At 35.5% G+C, this 16,259-nt stretch carries 13 protein-coding genes and 1 riboswitch; of the genes, 8 read left to right on the top strand and 5 right to left on the bottom strand.

All coding sequences use genetic code 11. The features are described 5' to 3' along the window. Positions 1 to 4: 4 nt before the first annotated feature. Both ABID46_RS10855 and ABID46_RS10860 read right to left on the bottom strand, forming a co-directional pair. A complete protein-coding gene (locus ABID46_RS10855; protein ID WP_354509979.1) occupies positions 5 to 1,201 on the bottom strand; it encodes an efflux RND transporter periplasmic adaptor subunit in 1,197 nt (398 codons plus the stop codon). Between the two features lie 4 nt (positions 1,202 to 1,205). Then, a complete protein-coding gene (locus ABID46_RS10860; protein WP_354509981.1) occupies positions 1,206 to 1,688 on the bottom strand; it encodes a GbsR/MarR family transcriptional regulator in 483 nt (160 codons plus the stop codon). 242 nt (positions 1,689 to 1,930) lie between these two features. On the opposite strand from ABID46_RS10860, the gene ABID46_RS10865 reads away from it, so the two are divergent. After that, entirely contained in the window at positions 1,931 to 2,440 is a 510-nt protein-coding gene (locus tag ABID46_RS10865; RefSeq protein WP_354509983.1) for a YceI family protein, read from the top strand. 69 nt (positions 2,441 to 2,509) lie between these two features. Here ABID46_RS10865 and ABID46_RS10870 read toward each other — a convergent pair whose 3' ends face one another. After that, a complete protein-coding gene (locus tag ABID46_RS10870; protein ID WP_354509985.1) occupies positions 2,510 to 4,162 on the bottom strand; it encodes a BamA/TamA family outer membrane protein in 1,653 nt (550 codons plus the stop codon). A 124-nt stretch (positions 4,163 to 4,286) separates the two neighbouring features. On the opposite strand from ABID46_RS10870, the gene ABID46_RS10875 reads away from it, so the two are divergent. The 7 genes from ABID46_RS10875 to ABID46_RS10905 all read left to right on the top strand — a co-directional run bounded on the left by ABID46_RS10875 (position 4,287) and on the right by ABID46_RS10905 (position 13,351). Beyond that, positions 4,287 to 5,711 carry a protein adenylyltransferase SelO gene (locus ABID46_RS10875; protein ID WP_354509987.1) on the top strand — a complete coding sequence of 475 codons (1,425 nt, stop codon included), beginning with the start codon at positions 4,287 to 4,289 and terminating at the stop codon, positions 5,709 to 5,711. A gap of 324 nt (positions 5,712 to 6,035) precedes the next feature. Beyond that, positions 6,036 to 6,139, top strand: a riboswitch (SAM riboswitch). Between the two features lie 51 nt (positions 6,140 to 6,190). After that, on the top strand, positions 6,191 to 7,189 hold the full coding sequence (locus ABID46_RS10880) for a homocysteine S-methyltransferase family protein (protein ID WP_354509989.1): 999 nt from the start codon (positions 6,191 to 6,193) through the stop codon (positions 7,187 to 7,189). Next, positions 7,186 to 9,849 (top strand): methionine synthase, encoded by a 2,664-nt coding sequence (metH, locus tag ABID46_RS10885; RefSeq protein WP_354509991.1) that lies wholly within the window; start codon positions 7,186 to 7,188, stop codon positions 9,847 to 9,849. Before ABID46_RS10880 ends, metH begins: the two co-directional genes overlap by 4 nt. Before the next feature lie 46 nt (positions 9,850 to 9,895). Beyond that, positions 9,896 to 11,155 carry a pyridoxal phosphate-dependent aminotransferase gene (locus tag ABID46_RS10890; protein ID WP_354509993.1) on the top strand — a complete coding sequence of 420 codons (1,260 nt, stop codon included), beginning with the start codon at positions 9,896 to 9,898 and terminating at the stop codon, positions 11,153 to 11,155. Between the two features lie 17 nt (positions 11,156 to 11,172). Then, positions 11,173 to 12,135, top strand: a complete 963-nt coding sequence (gene metF, locus ABID46_RS10895) for a methylenetetrahydrofolate reductase [NAD(P)H] (RefSeq protein WP_354509995.1) — start codon at positions 11,173 to 11,175, stop codon at positions 12,133 to 12,135. Between the two features lie 88 nt (positions 12,136 to 12,223). Next, positions 12,224 to 12,829, top strand: a complete 606-nt coding sequence (locus ABID46_RS10900; protein WP_354509997.1) for a proline and serine-rich protein 1 family protein — start codon at positions 12,224 to 12,226, stop codon at positions 12,827 to 12,829. Between the two features lie 81 nt (positions 12,830 to 12,910). After that, positions 12,911 to 13,351 carry a hypothetical protein gene (locus ABID46_RS10905; RefSeq protein WP_354509999.1) on the top strand — a complete coding sequence of 147 codons (441 nt, stop codon included), beginning with the start codon at positions 12,911 to 12,913 and terminating at the stop codon, positions 13,349 to 13,351. 3 nt (positions 13,352 to 13,354) lie between these two features. Here ABID46_RS10905 and ABID46_RS10910 read toward each other — a convergent pair whose 3' ends face one another. Both ABID46_RS10910 and pncA read right to left on the bottom strand, forming a co-directional pair. After that, the gene (locus ABID46_RS10910) at positions 13,355 to 15,589 is read right to left on the bottom strand and encodes a glycoside hydrolase family 20 protein (protein WP_354510001.1); all 2,235 of its coding nucleotides are present in this window, start codon (positions 15,587 to 15,589) and stop codon (positions 13,355 to 13,357) included. 77 nt (positions 15,590 to 15,666) lie between these two features. Continuing rightward, on the bottom strand, positions 15,667 to 16,257 hold the full coding sequence (gene pncA / locus ABID46_RS10915; protein WP_354510003.1) for a bifunctional nicotinamidase/pyrazinamidase: 591 nt from the start codon (positions 16,255 to 16,257) through the stop codon (positions 15,667 to 15,669). Between the last annotated feature and the right edge of the window lie 2 nt (positions 16,258 to 16,259).

A 16,259-nucleotide genomic window follows, 5' to 3' on the forward strand; every position in this document is an offset into this window, starting at 1 on the left:
CAAATTAAAATACTGGTTTGATAGGTTTGGTAACTGAATCAAAAGGAACCAATTGTGGTGCAATTGGAGAATTATCTCTCAATTTGCCCATACCTTCTACGACAATTTTATCGCCTTTTTTCAATCCTGACTTTACAACAGCCAAATTGTCAATACGATCTTCTATTTCGATAATTTTCATAGTTGCCGTGTCTTTTTCAACCAAATAAACATAGGTATATCCTTGTTGTTCAAATGTTGCAGTTTCAGGAATGACCAATGCCTCTCCATATTCTTTGGGGATACGGATTGTACCACTATTTCCATTGCTTAACAAACGATCCTTGTTAGGGAATGTCGCTCTAAACTGAATCGTTCCTGTTTGAGGATTGATTTGACCTGTTACGGTTTTGATTTTCCCTTTTTCATTATATAATTGTCCATTCGCTAAGACCAATTCTACGTCAGGAATATTTTTTAATTTTTCAGATACATTTTTTCCTTCTGTTTCTTCTAAGAAATCAAAATACTCACGTTCATTCATTGAAAAATACGCGAAAACTTCCCCAACTTCAGATACAGAAGTCATGGGAGTCGGATCAGATGGCCCAACCAAACTTCCTTCGCGGAAATTGATGGCACCCACCACACCAGAAATTGGACTTCTTACAACCGAGAAATCAATATTGGCTTGAATTCCACTATAATTCGCTTGGGCTTGTTGGTAAGCAGCTTGAGCTTGTGCCATTTGGCTTTGCGCACGCATCAAATTAGCTTTAGCGGTTTCCAATTGAACATTGCTGATGATGTTTTTTTCTACCAAAGGAATCAATTTGTCTACTTCAACTTGCGCAGATTTAACCGAAGCTTCAGCTGCTTTTACAGAAGCTTGAGCTGCTGTCACACCCGATTTTGCCGCATTGGCATTTTGACTTAAAACATTGGTTTCCAATTTGAATAAAGGTTGACCTTTGGAAACGACTTGTCCCTCGTCTACATACACCTGCGTAATGTATCCTTGAATTTTTGCTCGAACATCATTGTTAACTCTACCTTCGATATTGACAGGAAAAGCAGTGTATCCTGTTACATCTTTCGTGGAAATTTCTGTAACAGGCAATGATGGAGTTTGATTCATGCCTTGAGGTTGCTGTTCTTTTTTACCACAAGAAATAATGCTTGCAGATAGGAGAACCGAAATTGCGAATGTTTTTGTATTCATATGATTAAATGGTATGATTTAATTTTTCTATTTTTTCAATGGTCGTAGCCAATCCTTTTACAGAAGTTTGAAGGTGTTGGGTATAAATTTTTACTTTGTCAACACTCAATTGATTGAAATTTGGAGATTCTTTTTTATGAAATTGAATCAATTTGTCGGTCAATAAAATCTCTTGTTCCAAATTGCGTTTGATACGGTTTAAACGTATGGTCAAATGCTGAGGCGTAATCTTATAATAAGTTTTACGATCTCCTAATTTGTTTAACTGAGAAACAAAATCATATTGCGATAATAAATGCAATGTACTTGACATGGAACTTTTGCTCACCTGAAATTTTTCAACCAATTCATCAAAAGAGTATTCTTTGGAAGATGTTTCAACCAAGAAGAAGGAATATACCTTTGCAGCAAGGGGTGGAAGCTTGTAAACTTCCTTGTAGTGTGCTGCCAATTCTTCAAAAAGTTCTATTTTTTTAGGACACTTCAAAATGCTAAAATTTTGGCAAAAGTACAGTTAGTTTTGTAATTACCGAACTAAACGAAGTTATTTAACACTTAAATAACATATCTTCTAATGCCGATGAATGCTAAGAGAATTCAATTTTTGTTCCATCAAATACTTTTCATAATTCTGTAAAATTCTATCTATTTTGTTAAAATATCATAGGTCAACTTTATTGAGAAATTTTGACGCTACCTTTGTTTTCTAATCATTAAAAATTTATAAGTATGTCACTAACATGGAATTTAGATAATAGTCACTCTGAAGTGCAGTTCAAAATCAAGCATATGGTTATTTCAACTGTAACAGGAGATTTTTTGGATTTTTCTGCTAATGCAAAATCTGAAGATGAAACTTTTCAAGGAGGAGAGTTTCAATTTGAAGCAAAAATTGATTCAATCAATACCAAAAATCCGCAACGCGACGAGCATTTAAAAAGCGCAGATTTTTTCAATGCTGAGGAATTCCCGACGATGTCATATACAGGGAAATTGGAAGGAGATACGATCAAAGGTGAATTAACATTGCGTGGAGTAACAAAACCTGTGAATTTACATGCAGAATTCGGAGGTGTAATCAAAGATCCTTACGGAAACCAACGTTCTGGTTTTGAGTTAACAGGAGAGTTAAATCGTAAAGATTTCGGGTTAAGCTGGGATGCTTTGACAGAATCTGGTGGAGTAGTTGTGTCAGATAAAGTAAAACTTTTTGTAAATTTGGAGTTCATACAGCAATAAGCGAATAGCTAAACACACACAATTACCTTGTTTCTTTTGGAGCAAGGTTTTTTTTGCTTTAATTTCTTTTTAAAACCGTGTCAAAATTCCGAAATGAATTTTGGAATTTTTAAAATCAAATCCTGTGTCAGACTGTTTTCCAACGGCATAACTTAAATTGAAAATTCCCAATTGAGTCAGGAATGAGATTCCCATTCCCACACCCAATAAATTTTGTTTGAGCATAGCAGGTTTATTTTCCATTATACCATAATCACCAAACGCCGCAATGTAGAATCCATCATTGGGTACAAATCGATATTCCAAACTTCCAATTCCATAGGAAGACGCCAAAATACTTTCTTCATTGAATCCTCTGATGCTCCCAAATCCACCAATTCGATACAATTCATTTTGGGAATATTCATTGTTTGATCCAAAAAGACCAAATCCTTCAATCTGTGTTTTTATATAGTGTTGTGGATGCAAACGGAACAAATGAAATCCATAAAAGCCTAATTCGTATTGATCTTGTTTCGTTTCGGTGTAGGTTTGGGTAATTTCATCAAAATCTTGGTTCTTTTTTGATAAAGTTTTTCCAATGAAATAAATACGCGATTTTCCTTCAAATAATGAATTGTTGGAAGGTTGAAGTAATTCGTAGCTAATTCCATATCCGGTTTTATTATAATCATCATACAACATGGACAATTCAGGATGATCATCTAAAACGAAATTGGAATTCTCATAACTTAGATTAAATCCAATATTAGAATTGGTAGTGATTTGGTAAAATAAACGTTCTTCAATTTTGGTGTTCACAAACACGCTATCTCTACGATACATGCTAAAATTGGTTTGGGTTCCGATCGAAGATTGAAATAAATATGGAATTCGTACTTCTACATCCAAAGTAGAGCTTTTGTCTGCGGTAGCAATCCAATTCAACCGAATTTTTTCCATACCATTGAAATTATTGTTCAATTCTACCTTGACATTTCCATTCAATTGAAATTTTCCTTCTTTATCATTTCCAAATCCAAGTACACCATCAAAAACATTGGATTTTACTTTTTTAACGTACAAATAAACAGTTGTCGAATCTGTATTGAAAAGAGTTTGTGGTGATCTAATTTCTTCAATGAAGCTTGTATAGCTCATTTTTTCAGAAATGGATTTTAATTCTTCTTCATTGTAAATTTTACCTTTTTTTAGTCCCAAATGATGTTTGATATAGCCTTTTGAAAGTTTTTCATAACCTTCCACTTTTACACCATCAATACTTCTAGAGGAAAACAAATTCAATTGCAAGGCGATTTGTGCTTCTCCATTTTGATAACCCAAAGGTTGAATTTTCACTTCGGTAAACGGATATCCTTTTGCCGCATAATTTTTATTAACAGATTGAATCAAGGAATCCAAATTTTTCACAGCAAACCAATCTTCTTTTTTCTGAAAAATGGAATCATTTTTCACCCAAATTTGTTTGTACATTTTCCCTTTGTTCAAATACACAGATTGATTTTGAATAGAATCCAGTGTTAAAGTGTAATACCCAATGTTTTTCAAAGAATCAAGAACGTTCAAAAAGGAGGAATCTGTGGCTATTTTCTTTTCAAAATCTAATTTGTAAGTTTTTTCATTTACCTGATAATTGAAAAACTGGAAAATAGAATCCTTTTTCTCTTGCCCTTTTGCGACAAAAGTGAATAAGAAAAAGAATATGACGATTTGAAACTTCACTGATTTGAAACGCTAATTAACGAAACAAATTATAAACATGAACGAAATTCAAATTCAAATACAGAAAATCAACCATAATTAAATGCGTAAATTTGCTAGAATAATATCTCCGATGAAATCCTCGATGTATTTTAATTTTGATTCTACTTATTTAAGCCTTCCCGAAAAATTCTACGAAAGAATTCATTTTCAGGGAGTATCAAAACCAGAATGGGTAGTCAAGAATGAAGAATTACGCAAAAGTCTAAACATTGATGGAGATTTTGACGAAACATTGCTTCAAATTTTGTCGGGCAATCAATGGAATTCTACGCCATTTTCTCAAGCTTATGCAGGCCATCAATTTGGGCATTTTACGATGTTGGGCGATGGTCGCGCGACGATTTTGGGTGAACATTTAGATGCACAAGGAAATCGATGGGATATTCAGCTTAAGGGAAGTGGACCAACTCCTTATTCGAGAAGGGGAGATGGTCGAGCGACCTTGAGGTCCATGCTGAAAGAATACTTATTCAGTGAAGTCTTACATGATTTGGGAATTCCAAGTTCTCGTAGTTTGGCAGTAGTCAAAACAGGAGAAAAAGTATACCGAGAAGAAATTCATGAAGGTGCCATTTTAACGCGCGTGATGAAATCTCATATTCGTATCGGAACCTTTGAATATGCCAGGTATTTTGGAACGCAGGATGATGTTGAAACACTTTTGAATTATTCGGTAAATCGATTGTATCCAGAATTGAAAAATTCCACCAATTTAGCTTTGGCTTTCTTGGAAAAAGTGATGAAAGTTCAGATTGATTTGATCGTGAATTGGATGCGAGTAGGCTTTATTCATGGAGTGATGAATACCGATAATATTTCCATTTCGGGAGAAACTTTTGATTTTGGGCCATGTGCGTTTATGGGAGTTTATGATCCCTCAACCGTTTATAGTTCTATTGATCAAAATGCTCGGTATTCGTTTGAGAATCAACCCAAAATCTTGAAATGGAATTTGGCTCGATTGGCGGAAACTTTATTGAGTCTAATTCATCCCGAAGAAAAAGTTGCGATCGAATTAGCGATTCAGATAATTAATGAATTTGATTCACTTTATATGGAATCTTGGTACAAAATGATGTTTTCCAAATTAGGAATTACAGAGGAAAAAGAGGGTGATAGTCATTTGGTAGATGAGTTTCTGGAATACTTATATCAATTTAAATTGGATTATACGAATTCGTTTGCGAAGTTAACCTATCCAGAAGTTTTTGATGAAAAAGAAAACGATTTTCCAAAAGAAATGAATTCTTGGCTCGGAAAATGGAAAATTAGGATTGAAAATGAATTGAATTCAAATGAAATAATGAGGAGAAATAACCCTATCATGATTTTAAGAAATCAATCATTAGAAGAAATTTTGAAAAATGCCGAGGAAGGAAATTTTTCAAAATTTCACAATTTATTAAATCAATTAGAATCAAAAAAAAGGATTTCCTCAATTGATAATTCTTTTTTGAGAGCCAATCCAGAATTCGATTCCCAATATAAAACATTTTGCGGTACTTAAGTATTTGAATATTAATAATATAATTGTAATAAATATTTATTATCATTTTCCTCAGAAAATTTGATAGAATTATTAATTTCTTAACATAGGTCAATGAATTTAATGGTTTACCTCAATAAATTTGTCCACATATAATCCAAAGGGGTAAATGGATAATATACTATTTAGATTCGTCTAAATAAAAGTTTAGTAAGTTTAGTAAGTTTTTAGGTTTAAGTATTCAAAGCCATTCGAGTAAAATTGAATGGCTTTGTTTCATTTTAGCTATTTCTTATTCAAAAATAAGTTTGAGTATTTCGGATTTTAATTTATACATTTGCAGCATCCTTATTGAGAAAGGTGGAGGGATTAGGCCCTATGATACCTTAGCAACCCGTTAGGTCGGGTGCTACATCCTATCTTGTCAAAAGAGCAAGAAAAGATAAGGGAAAAATACTTCGCGTATATTTTTCAATAAGGTCAAATAATAATGTATTCAAATGAATTTGACCGATTTATCCAAAGAGAAAATATTGATTTTAGATGGTGCAATGGGCACGATGATTCAGCGTCATCAATTGTCTGAAGAAGACTATCGTGGCGACCGATTTGCCGATTTTCATCAGTCATTGAAAGGCAATAACGACTTGCTGTCCATCACACAACCCGAAATTATTCAAAATATTCATCGCGCTTATCTTCAGGCAGGCGCCGATATTCTTGAAACCAATACCTTTAATGCCAATCGAATTTCTATGGTGGATTACGATATGGTCGATTGGGTAGAGGAATTAAATTTCGCTTCAGCCAAATTAGCGTTGGAAGTTGCTGATGAATTTACCACACGAAATCCATCTCAGCCAAAATTTGTCGCTGGTTCAATCGGTCCAACGAATCGTACCGCTTCTATTTCACCCAAAGTTCAAGATCCAGCTTTTCGAAATGTAGATTTTGATGAATTGGTCATAACCTATCAAGAACAAGCTACGACTTTGTTAAAAGCAGGAGTTCATGCTTTATTGGTGGAAACGATATTTGATACGCTCAATGCAAAAGCTGCCTTCTTTGGCATCATGGAAGCAATGGATCAAACGGGAATTCAAGTTCCTTTAATGGCTTCTGGAACCATTACGGATAAATCGGGAAGAACCCTTTCGGGCCAAACGACAGAAGCATTTTTGATTTCCCTGGCGCATATTCCTCTTTTTAGTATTGGATTGAATTGTGCATTAGGCGCGACCGATATGTTGCCCTATGTCGAAATCCTATCCGATCATGCACCTTTCAATGTCAGTGTCTATCCCAATGCAGGTTTGCCAAATGCCTTTGGCGGATATGATGAGTCTCCCGAAATCATGTTGGAAAACATACGACCGATGGTAGAAAACGGATGGATCAATATTTTGGGTGGTTGCTGTGGTACAACACCTGAACATATTCAGAAAATGGCAGAATTCGTTCAAAATTATCAACCGCGTAAAATCCCTGCATTGTTATGAGTATCAAATTAACTTTAAGTGGATTGGAACCTTTGTACATCAGAGATAATTCCAATTTTATCAATGTAGGAGAGCGAACCAATGTGACAGGTTCTAAAAAATTCCTTCGATTGATTCAAAATGGCGATTTTGAGGAAGCCTTGCAAATTGCTCGAGACCAAGTAGAAGGCGGAGCGCAAATCATCGATATCAATATGGATGAAGGAATGCTCGATGGCAAAGAAGCGATGATCAAATTTTTACGTTTGGTAGCTTCTGAACCCGATATTTGTAGAGTTCCGATTATGATTGATTCGTCAAAATGGGAAATTTTAGAAGCTGGACTGAAAAATGTTCAAGGAAAAGCCATTGTGAATTCCATCAGTTTGAAAGAAGGCGAAGAAATATTTATTCAGCAAGCGAAAAAAATAAGACGTTATGGCGCCGCGGCCATTGTGATGGCGTTTGATGAAATTGGTCAAGCCGATAATTTGGAAAGACGAATTGAAATATGTCAACGATCGTATGATATTCTTGTTCATCAGGTAGGATTTCCATCAACGGACATAATTTTCGATGTCAATATATTTCCTTTAGCGACGGGAATGGAAGAGCATCGTAGAAATGCCTTGGATTTTTTTGAAGCTACGAAATGGATCAAAGAAAATCTTCCAGGTGCTTTGGTGAGTGGAGGAGTGAGCAATGCCTCTTTTTCATTTCGAGGAAATAATCAAGTGCGCGAGGCGATTCATTCGGTTTTTCTCTATCATGGGATTCAATATGGTATGGATATGGGAATCGTCAATCCTGAAATGTTGGAAATCTATGATAGTATTCCCAAGGATTTATTGGAATTGGTCGAAGATGTTGTGCTTAATCGCCGCGATGATGCAACAGAACGATTGATTGACTATGCTGAAAACGTTAAAGGCGAATCCAAAAAAGTCAAAAAGGATGAAGAATGGCGAAATTGGTCCTTAGAAAAGCGTTTGGAACATTCTTTAGTCAAAGGAATTACAGAATATATTGATCAAGATACTGCAGAAGCATTAGACCAAATTGGTTCACCATTACGCGTGATTGAAGGCCCGTTGATGGATGGAATGAATGTGGTTGGAGATTTATTTGGTAGTGGAAAAATGTTTTTGCCGCAAGTCGTGAAATCGGCTCGTGTGATGAAACGATCTGTTGCTTATTTGACACCATATTTAGAAGAAGAAAAGAGAAAAAATAATTCAGATAAACCGACTGCCAAAGTCTTAATGGCTACCGTAAAGGGTGATGTTCATGATATTGGGAAAAATATCGTATCGGTTGTTTTAAGCTGTAATGGTTTTGAAATCATTGATTTAGGCGTCATGGTTCCAGCCGATAAGATTTTAAAGGAAGCAGAAAAACATCAAGTGGATATGATTGGTTTGAGCGGTTTGATCACTCCTTCCTTGGATGAAATGGTACATGTTGCAAAGGAAATGAAACGTCGAAACCTTTCCCTTCCTTTGTTAATAGGTGGAGCAACTACCTCCAAAGCTCATACAGCTGTGAAAATTTCGCCTGAATATTCCCAAGTTGTACATATTTTAGACGCTTCTCGTTCCGTTCCGGTTGCGACCAAATTATTGAGCAAAAACAAGTCAGAGTATTTGAAAGAATTTCAAGAAGAATATGATGTATTGAGAACTGGATTTCTCAATCGTTCAGTTAAAAAAGAATATTTATCCCTTCAAGAAGCGCGAATTAATAAGTTAAAACTAGAATTCAATCAAGATAATATCAAAGTTCCTAATGAATTAGGAGTTCATGAAATTTCGGTTTCTGTTGCTGAATTGATTCCTTATATCGATTGGACACCCTTCTTTAAAACTTGGGAATTGTATGGGAAATTCCCTGAATTATTGAATGATTCTTTGATTGGTGAAGAAGCACAAAAATTATATAAAGAAGCATTGGATTTCCTTGAAAAAATCGTTGAAAATTCCATTTGCCAGCCCAAAGGAATTTATGGTTTATTTCCAGCAAATGTTGTGGAAGATGATGTAATCGAAATCTATGATTCGACTCAACAGAAAATCAATCAATTCATCAGTTTGCGTCAACAAGCGAAAAAATCAAAAAATCAACCCAATTTATCCTTAGCTGATTTCATTGCGCCAAAGGAATCAGGAATTCAAGATTATATCGGATGTTTTGTGGTGACGGCTGGGGAAGAAATTGCAGAGTACGCAAAAGAATTCGAACAACAACAAGATGATTATTCTGCAATCATGGTCAAAGCTTTGGCTGACCGATTTGCAGAAGCATTTGCGGAATTACTTCATGAGAAAATTCGAAAAGAATTTTGGGGTTATGCTGGAAATGAATCTTTAGGAAATGAAGATTTGATTCAAGAAAAATACCAAGGAATTCGTCCAGCGCCAGGTTATCCAGCTTGTCCCGATCATTTGGAAAAGTTGAGCATTTGGGAATTATTACAACCTGAAGAAAGAATTGGCGTTCAATTGACTGAATCATTGGCTATGTATCCAGTTGCTTCTGTATCAGGTTATTATTTCGCGCATCCAAATTCCAAATATTTCGGTGTTGGAAAAATTAAAATAGATCAAGTAGAAGATTTCGCCAAACAAAAAAAAATAGATTTAGAATTGGCTAGAAAATGGTTGTCCCCTAATTTAGCTGAATAAAATAAGGCAGAAATAAGATTCTGTTCATCATACAAAAGACAAAAAAATGAAAACATCGCAACTTTCTGAAAACCTAAAAGGTTCAGAAATCATCAAAATCGCAGGAGAAGTTCGTGCACTTCAAGCAAAAGGAGAGAAAATTTACAATTTAACGATTGGAGATTTTGATTCGAAAATTTTTCCAATTCCTGAAACTTTAAAGGAATTGATCGTGAAGCATTATCAAAATGATTCTACCAATTATCCAGCAGGAAATGGGGAAGTGATTTTGCGTCAAAATGTTTCCAAATTCCTAGAAAAAAAAATGGGAATAAGCTATTCAGAAAATGAAATTCTTATTTCTGGAGGTGCGCGTCCTTTGATTTATGCAGTGTATCAAACGATTTTGGATCCCGGTGATACGGTTGTTTATCCAGCGCCTTCTTGGAACAATGATGCCTATACCTATTTGGCTCGCAACAAAGAAATTTCAATCGAAGTAAAACCTGAAAATAAGTTCATGCCTACTGCAGATGAATTAGCGCAGTATATGGAAGAGGCAAATTTGATTGCGGTTTGTTCACCTTTGAATCCAACAGGAACTACGTTTGAGAAAGATGAATTAGAAAAGATTTGTGATTTAATCATTACGGAAAATAAGCGACGTAAAGAATTGGAATTGAAACCTTTGTATTTATTGTTTGATCAGATTTATTGGCAATTAACTTATGGTGAAATTGAACATTATAATCCAGTTTCACTTCGTCCCGAAATGCGTGAGTATACCTTATTTATCGATGGGATTTCCAAGGCGTTTGCCGCAACAGGAGTTCGAGTAGGTTGGGCATTTGGACCACAAGATATCATCAACAAGATGAAAGATATTTTAAGTCATATTGGCGCTTGGGCGCCAAAACCTGAACAAATGGCCACAGCGGAATATTTAGAAAATTCAGCGGATATTGATTCTTATATGACCCATTTGAAATCGGAATTATCGTACCGTTTAGAGGAATTTTACCAGAAATTTTTGGACTTAAAAGCGGAAGGTCTTCCTGTTGATGTGATCCAACCAGAAGCTGCACTTTATTTGACTGTTCAATTTGATTTAATTGGTAAGAAAACCAAAGAAGGAAAAACCTTGGAAACAATTCAAGAAGTAACGCAATATCTGTTGGAAGAAGCCAAAGTAGCTTTGGTACCTTTTTATGCATTTGGTGCATCCCAAACCTCGAATTGGTTCAGATTATCGGTAGGAACCACTTCACGCGAAGACATTCAAGAAATCGTACAGAATTTAAAAAGCTGCTTGCAAAAGCTAGATTAAAATAGAGAAACCTAAAAATGAAAATAACGGAACACGTACAACGCGCCATTGAACAAAAGAAAACAGCTTTTTCGGTGGAGATATTACCTCCAGTAAAAGGTCAAAACATTCAACATATCTTTCAGACTTTGGATCCTTTAGCGGAATTGAACCCCGCTTTTATTGATGTAACTTATCATCGTGAGGAATATGTCTACAAAAAACATCTCAATGGTTTGCTGGAGCGAAAAAGTGTTCGGAAACGTCCTGGAACGGTGGCGATTTGTGCAGCGATTCAAAATCATTATAAAATTGATGCGGTTCCACACATCATTTGTGGCGGATTTGACAAGGAAGATACCGAAAATGCTTTGATTGAATTGAATTTTTTAGGCATTGACAATTTGTTGGTGTTGCGCGGTGATCCCATTAAATCAGAATCTACGTTCATTCCTGAGCCAAATGGTCATAGGTATGCTTCTGAATTATTGGAACAAATTGTCAATTTGAACCAAGGGAAATATTTGGATGATGAATTGCTAAATAGTGCCAACACAAATTTCTGTATTGGTGTGGCTGGTTATCCCGAAAAGCATTTTGAAGCGCCCAATTTCAATATCGATTTGGGGTATTTGAAGAAAAAAGTGGATTTAGGTGCCGAATATATTGTCACCCAAATGTTTTTTGATAACCAAAAATATTTTGATTTTGTGGACAAATGTCGAGCAATTGGAATCAACGTTCCAATCATTCCAGGATTAAAACCAATAACCACAAAAAGTCAAATTACGGCTTTACCCAAAACTTTTCATGTCGATCTTCCTGATGATTTGGCAAATGAATTAGTGAAGGCCGATGAAAACAAGCGCGTGAAAGAAATAGGTGAGGAGTGGATTGTTAATCAATGTAAAGAGTTGATACAGAATGAGGTTCCTATATTGCATTTTTACACGATGAGTAAATCGGATGGTTTTGTGAAAATTTTAAAAGAGGTCTTGTAAGAAGTTTATAAAATTGATATATCAAATATTTTTGAAGAAACCACTATATTTGGCATGTCAATTGGTATAGGTGATTGAAAATTACGCTATGAAACTATTTTTCTCTTTCTTTATTTTTCTAACCTTTTTTATTTCGAACGCCTTTGCGCAAGTCAATTCTGCCGATTTGCAAATTAAATTTGCTCGACAGGATTCTTATCTTGTTCAAATCGGGAAATTTGAATTTAGATCGGAAGGCGAACCTATTTATATAGAAAGAATTTCGATTGGATTTCATCCGGTGAAAATCTTTCGTCAAGAGAGAAGAAATCGTAAAATTTTATATAATGGTGGAATCAATTTAGCTGGAAATTCTTTGACCTATGCGCGTTTTCATAGAGGAAATTTGATTGTGGAAGAAGTAGTGCCTTTTGAAACTACTCCCGTTGCAATCGTTATGACATCAGAAAATTTTCAACGTTTTAAATCGATTGTTGAAAAGCAAAAATTTAGTTCCGATAAATTGGATTTATTGGAGACTCAATTGAAACAACATCATTTTGAATCCGCGCAAATAGCTGACTTAATGGATGTGTTAAGTTTTGATTCCGATCAATTGAAATTTGCTAAAATGGCTTATCATCAAACAGTAGATCCCCAAAATTATTTTTTGGTCAGCGAAAAGTTGACCTATAGTAGTTCCAAAAGTGATTAAACGAATATATAAGATCACTAGAGTTATAGCTCTTTAATAATAGGGAATTTAAGAAGGATTTTAATTCCCTATTTTTGCTCGATGAACAAAGCGGATTTACTAGGATATCTCAATGAACAAATCGATTTGAAAATTGCTGAATTTGAAAATTTGATTGCCGATGTACGTTCGTCCAACAATGACACCAAAAGTTCGATGGGCGATAAGTACGAAACGAGTCGTGAAATGTTGCAACAAGAAATCAATCGTTTGCAATCCCAACTAAAAGTTCAACTCGATCAAAAAGCTGCTTTATCCAAAATTTCTTCAGAACCTTGCGATATCGTCAAAAACGGTGCAATTGTTCAAACCAAATACGCTTACTTTTTTGTGTCTGTTGGATTCGGAGAAATCATATTGGAAGGTCAAAAAATCTTTGCGGTTTCACCCGAAGCTCCTTTAATCCAAGCGATTTGGGGATTTTCTTCGGGTTCTCAATTCGTTTTCAATGGCGTTTCTCAAGAAATTCTCGCGATTTATTAGACTTTAATCAATCGAAATCTCATCGACAAACAACCAAGCTTCTGATCCTGCACCTGGAAATCCGGCTGGAATGATTCCGGCATTTTCAATGATGATTTTGACAAAGCGAGCAGATTGTTTGCCTAAATTCATTTCTACTTTTCCTTTTGCTTTTTGGATTTCTTCTTTCCCAATTTTTTGTAGCTCTTCGAATTTTATTCCGTCATTGGAAATGAAAACTCGAGCCGATTTCGCTAAATGAATCCAACTTCCTTTATTATCCAAAGAATTAAATCCGATTTTTTCAAACGAAGTAATTGTACCCAAATCAATTTCTGCTTCCACATTTTTTCCGCTGAATCCCAACCAAGTGGTTCCCAAAACTTTTGGGTTTCCAACAACTCCATCCACCAACGTACTCGGCCCGTTAGAAGCATAATTTTCAGCAGGTTGATCTTTTAATTTGATTGGTTTTCCAGTGGATTTTGTCAAGGTAAAAGTCTGACTGGAAACCGCACTTTTCAATTCGCCATTTTCAAAATAAGCCGATTTTATCGTCATCGATTTAGTGACAGGAATAGGGTGGATGTAAGGAGAAGAATTCCAAGTTGGAATTTCTCCGTTTGTGGTGAATCGAATGTTTTCCTTATTACGCGAAGTTTTCAATTCGTAGGAAATTCCTTTTACATCTTGCAAAATATTTCCTCTTAAATTGTAAATACTTTTGGCATAATTGATTCCTTTTGCATCCAAATGATCGAAATGTTGAATCACTCTTTTCTCAAAACCAGCATAATCAGTAGGATTGGAAGTTCCCCATCCGATTTCAGACAAAGCCATCAAACGCGGAAAAAGCATATATTCGACTTGTTTGAAATGCGTGATGTATTCCGCCCAAATATTCGCTTGAACGCCCAAAATGTATTTTCCTTGTTCTTCATTTAATTCTTTCGGAATCGGATTATAGGAATACACTTTATCCAAAGGATTATTTCCTCCAAATGCCAGTGGTTCGATTTGTGGATCGCCCTGATAATGGTCAAAATAGAGATATCCAGCTGGTGTCATTACCGCATAATTTCCTTGTTTGGCTGCTTCAATTCCACCCTCATCGCCCGTCCAGCTCATCACTGCAGCATTGGGAGCCAATCCACCTTCCAAGATTTCGTTCCAACCTATTATTTTTCTGCCTTTTGAATTCACAAATTTTTCGATTCGTTTGATGAAATAACTCTGTAATTCGTGTTCGTCCTTCAATCCTTCTTTTTTTATCAAATCTTGGCAATGCGCACATTCTTTCCATCTCGTTTTGGGGGCTTCGTCACCGCCGATGTGAATGTATTCCGAAGGAAATAAATCCATCACTTCGGTCAAAACATCCTCCAAAAAAGCGAAAGTTTCGTCTTTCGGACAAAATATATCGTCAAAAACACCCCATTTGGTTTCCACTTCAAACGGTCCGCCAGTGCAAGAAAGCTCCGGATAAGCCGTCAATGCGGCAACAGCGTGGCCTGGCATTTCAATTTCAGGAACAATAGTGATATGGAGATTTTTGGCGTATTCAATTACTTCTTTGATTTCTTCTTGGGTATAAAATCCGTTGTGGGGAACTCCATCAAATTCTTGATCCACATAAGGTCCAATCATCGATTCTTTGCGTTTGGAAGCGATTTCAATCAATTTCGGATATTTTTTGATTTCAATGCGCCAACCTTGATCATCGGTCAAATGCCAATGAAAGGTATTGATTTTGTACATTGCCAAATAGTCCAAATATTTTTTGACTTCTTCCACGGTGAAAAAATGCCGAACAACATCCAAATGCATTCCGCGCCATTCAAATTTTGGACGATCTTTAATGTGCATCGCTGGAATTTTACCCGAATTTTTATGCTCTTCCAATAATTGCGCAAGGGTTGTGATCGCTCTGAAATAACCCTCATTCGTTGAAAATAGTATCGAAATATTTTGATTGGAAACTGTTAAATGGTATTCTTCAGGATGAAAATTTTTATTCGTTTGAATGAATTGAATATGAGATCGCTGATTTTTTGCGAAGTCTATTTTGAGTTGGTCTTTTAATCGATTGATCAAATAATTGGCTTCGATTTTTGGTGAAGCTTCGGACAACAAAAAAGTTTCAGGAAGGATGAATTCTCCTTCTTGTAATTTTAATTTATGAGGCTGTGGAATTAATTGATTTTGAGCAAATAAACATAAATTACCTAAACCAAGGATTAAAATAAAAAGAAATCTCATGCTGTGTTGTTATGGTTTAAAAATAAGAATTATTTTAAACCTACAACCAGATTTTTAAACAATCAATCTTATTCAAATTAAGAAATAATTCCTCCTAAATTTTTAAATTCTTCTTTTAAATTTTTCCAATTATTAAGACTGATAGGACGAGTTGCTTTTTCGATGATTTCTGTTTGAAATCCAGCTTCCAAAGCATCTTTTGCGGTAAAGTACACACAATAATCCGCTGCCAAGCCAACCACCGATACATCCGTAACATTTCGGTCTTTCAAATAGCCCAACAAACCGGTATTTTTGCGTTTCCCATTGTCATAAAATCCGGAATAACTATCGATTTCGGTATCCATTCCTTTTCGGAAAATCGCTTCGATTTTATTGGTTTCTAAATCTTGATGAAATTCTGCACCAAAACTACCTTGCACACAATGAATTGGCCAAAGAACTTGCGGCAAACCATTCAAATCAATCAAATCAAATTCCTGTTGGTTGGGATGTTCGGCTGCGAAACTCTTGTGGTTATGCGGATGCCAATCTTGCGTCGCCACAATTAGATCAAAATCATTCTGAATTTCGTTAATCAAGGGAATAACTTCATTTCCATTGGGAACGGCTAAACTTCCTCCATCTAAAAAATCGTTTTGAATATCGACAATAATTAAGGCTTTCATAC

Source organism: Moheibacter stercoris, assembly GCF_040545805.1.
GTDB classification, from domain to species: domain Bacteria; phylum Bacteroidota; class Bacteroidia; order Flavobacteriales; family Weeksellaceae; genus Moheibacter; species Moheibacter stercoris.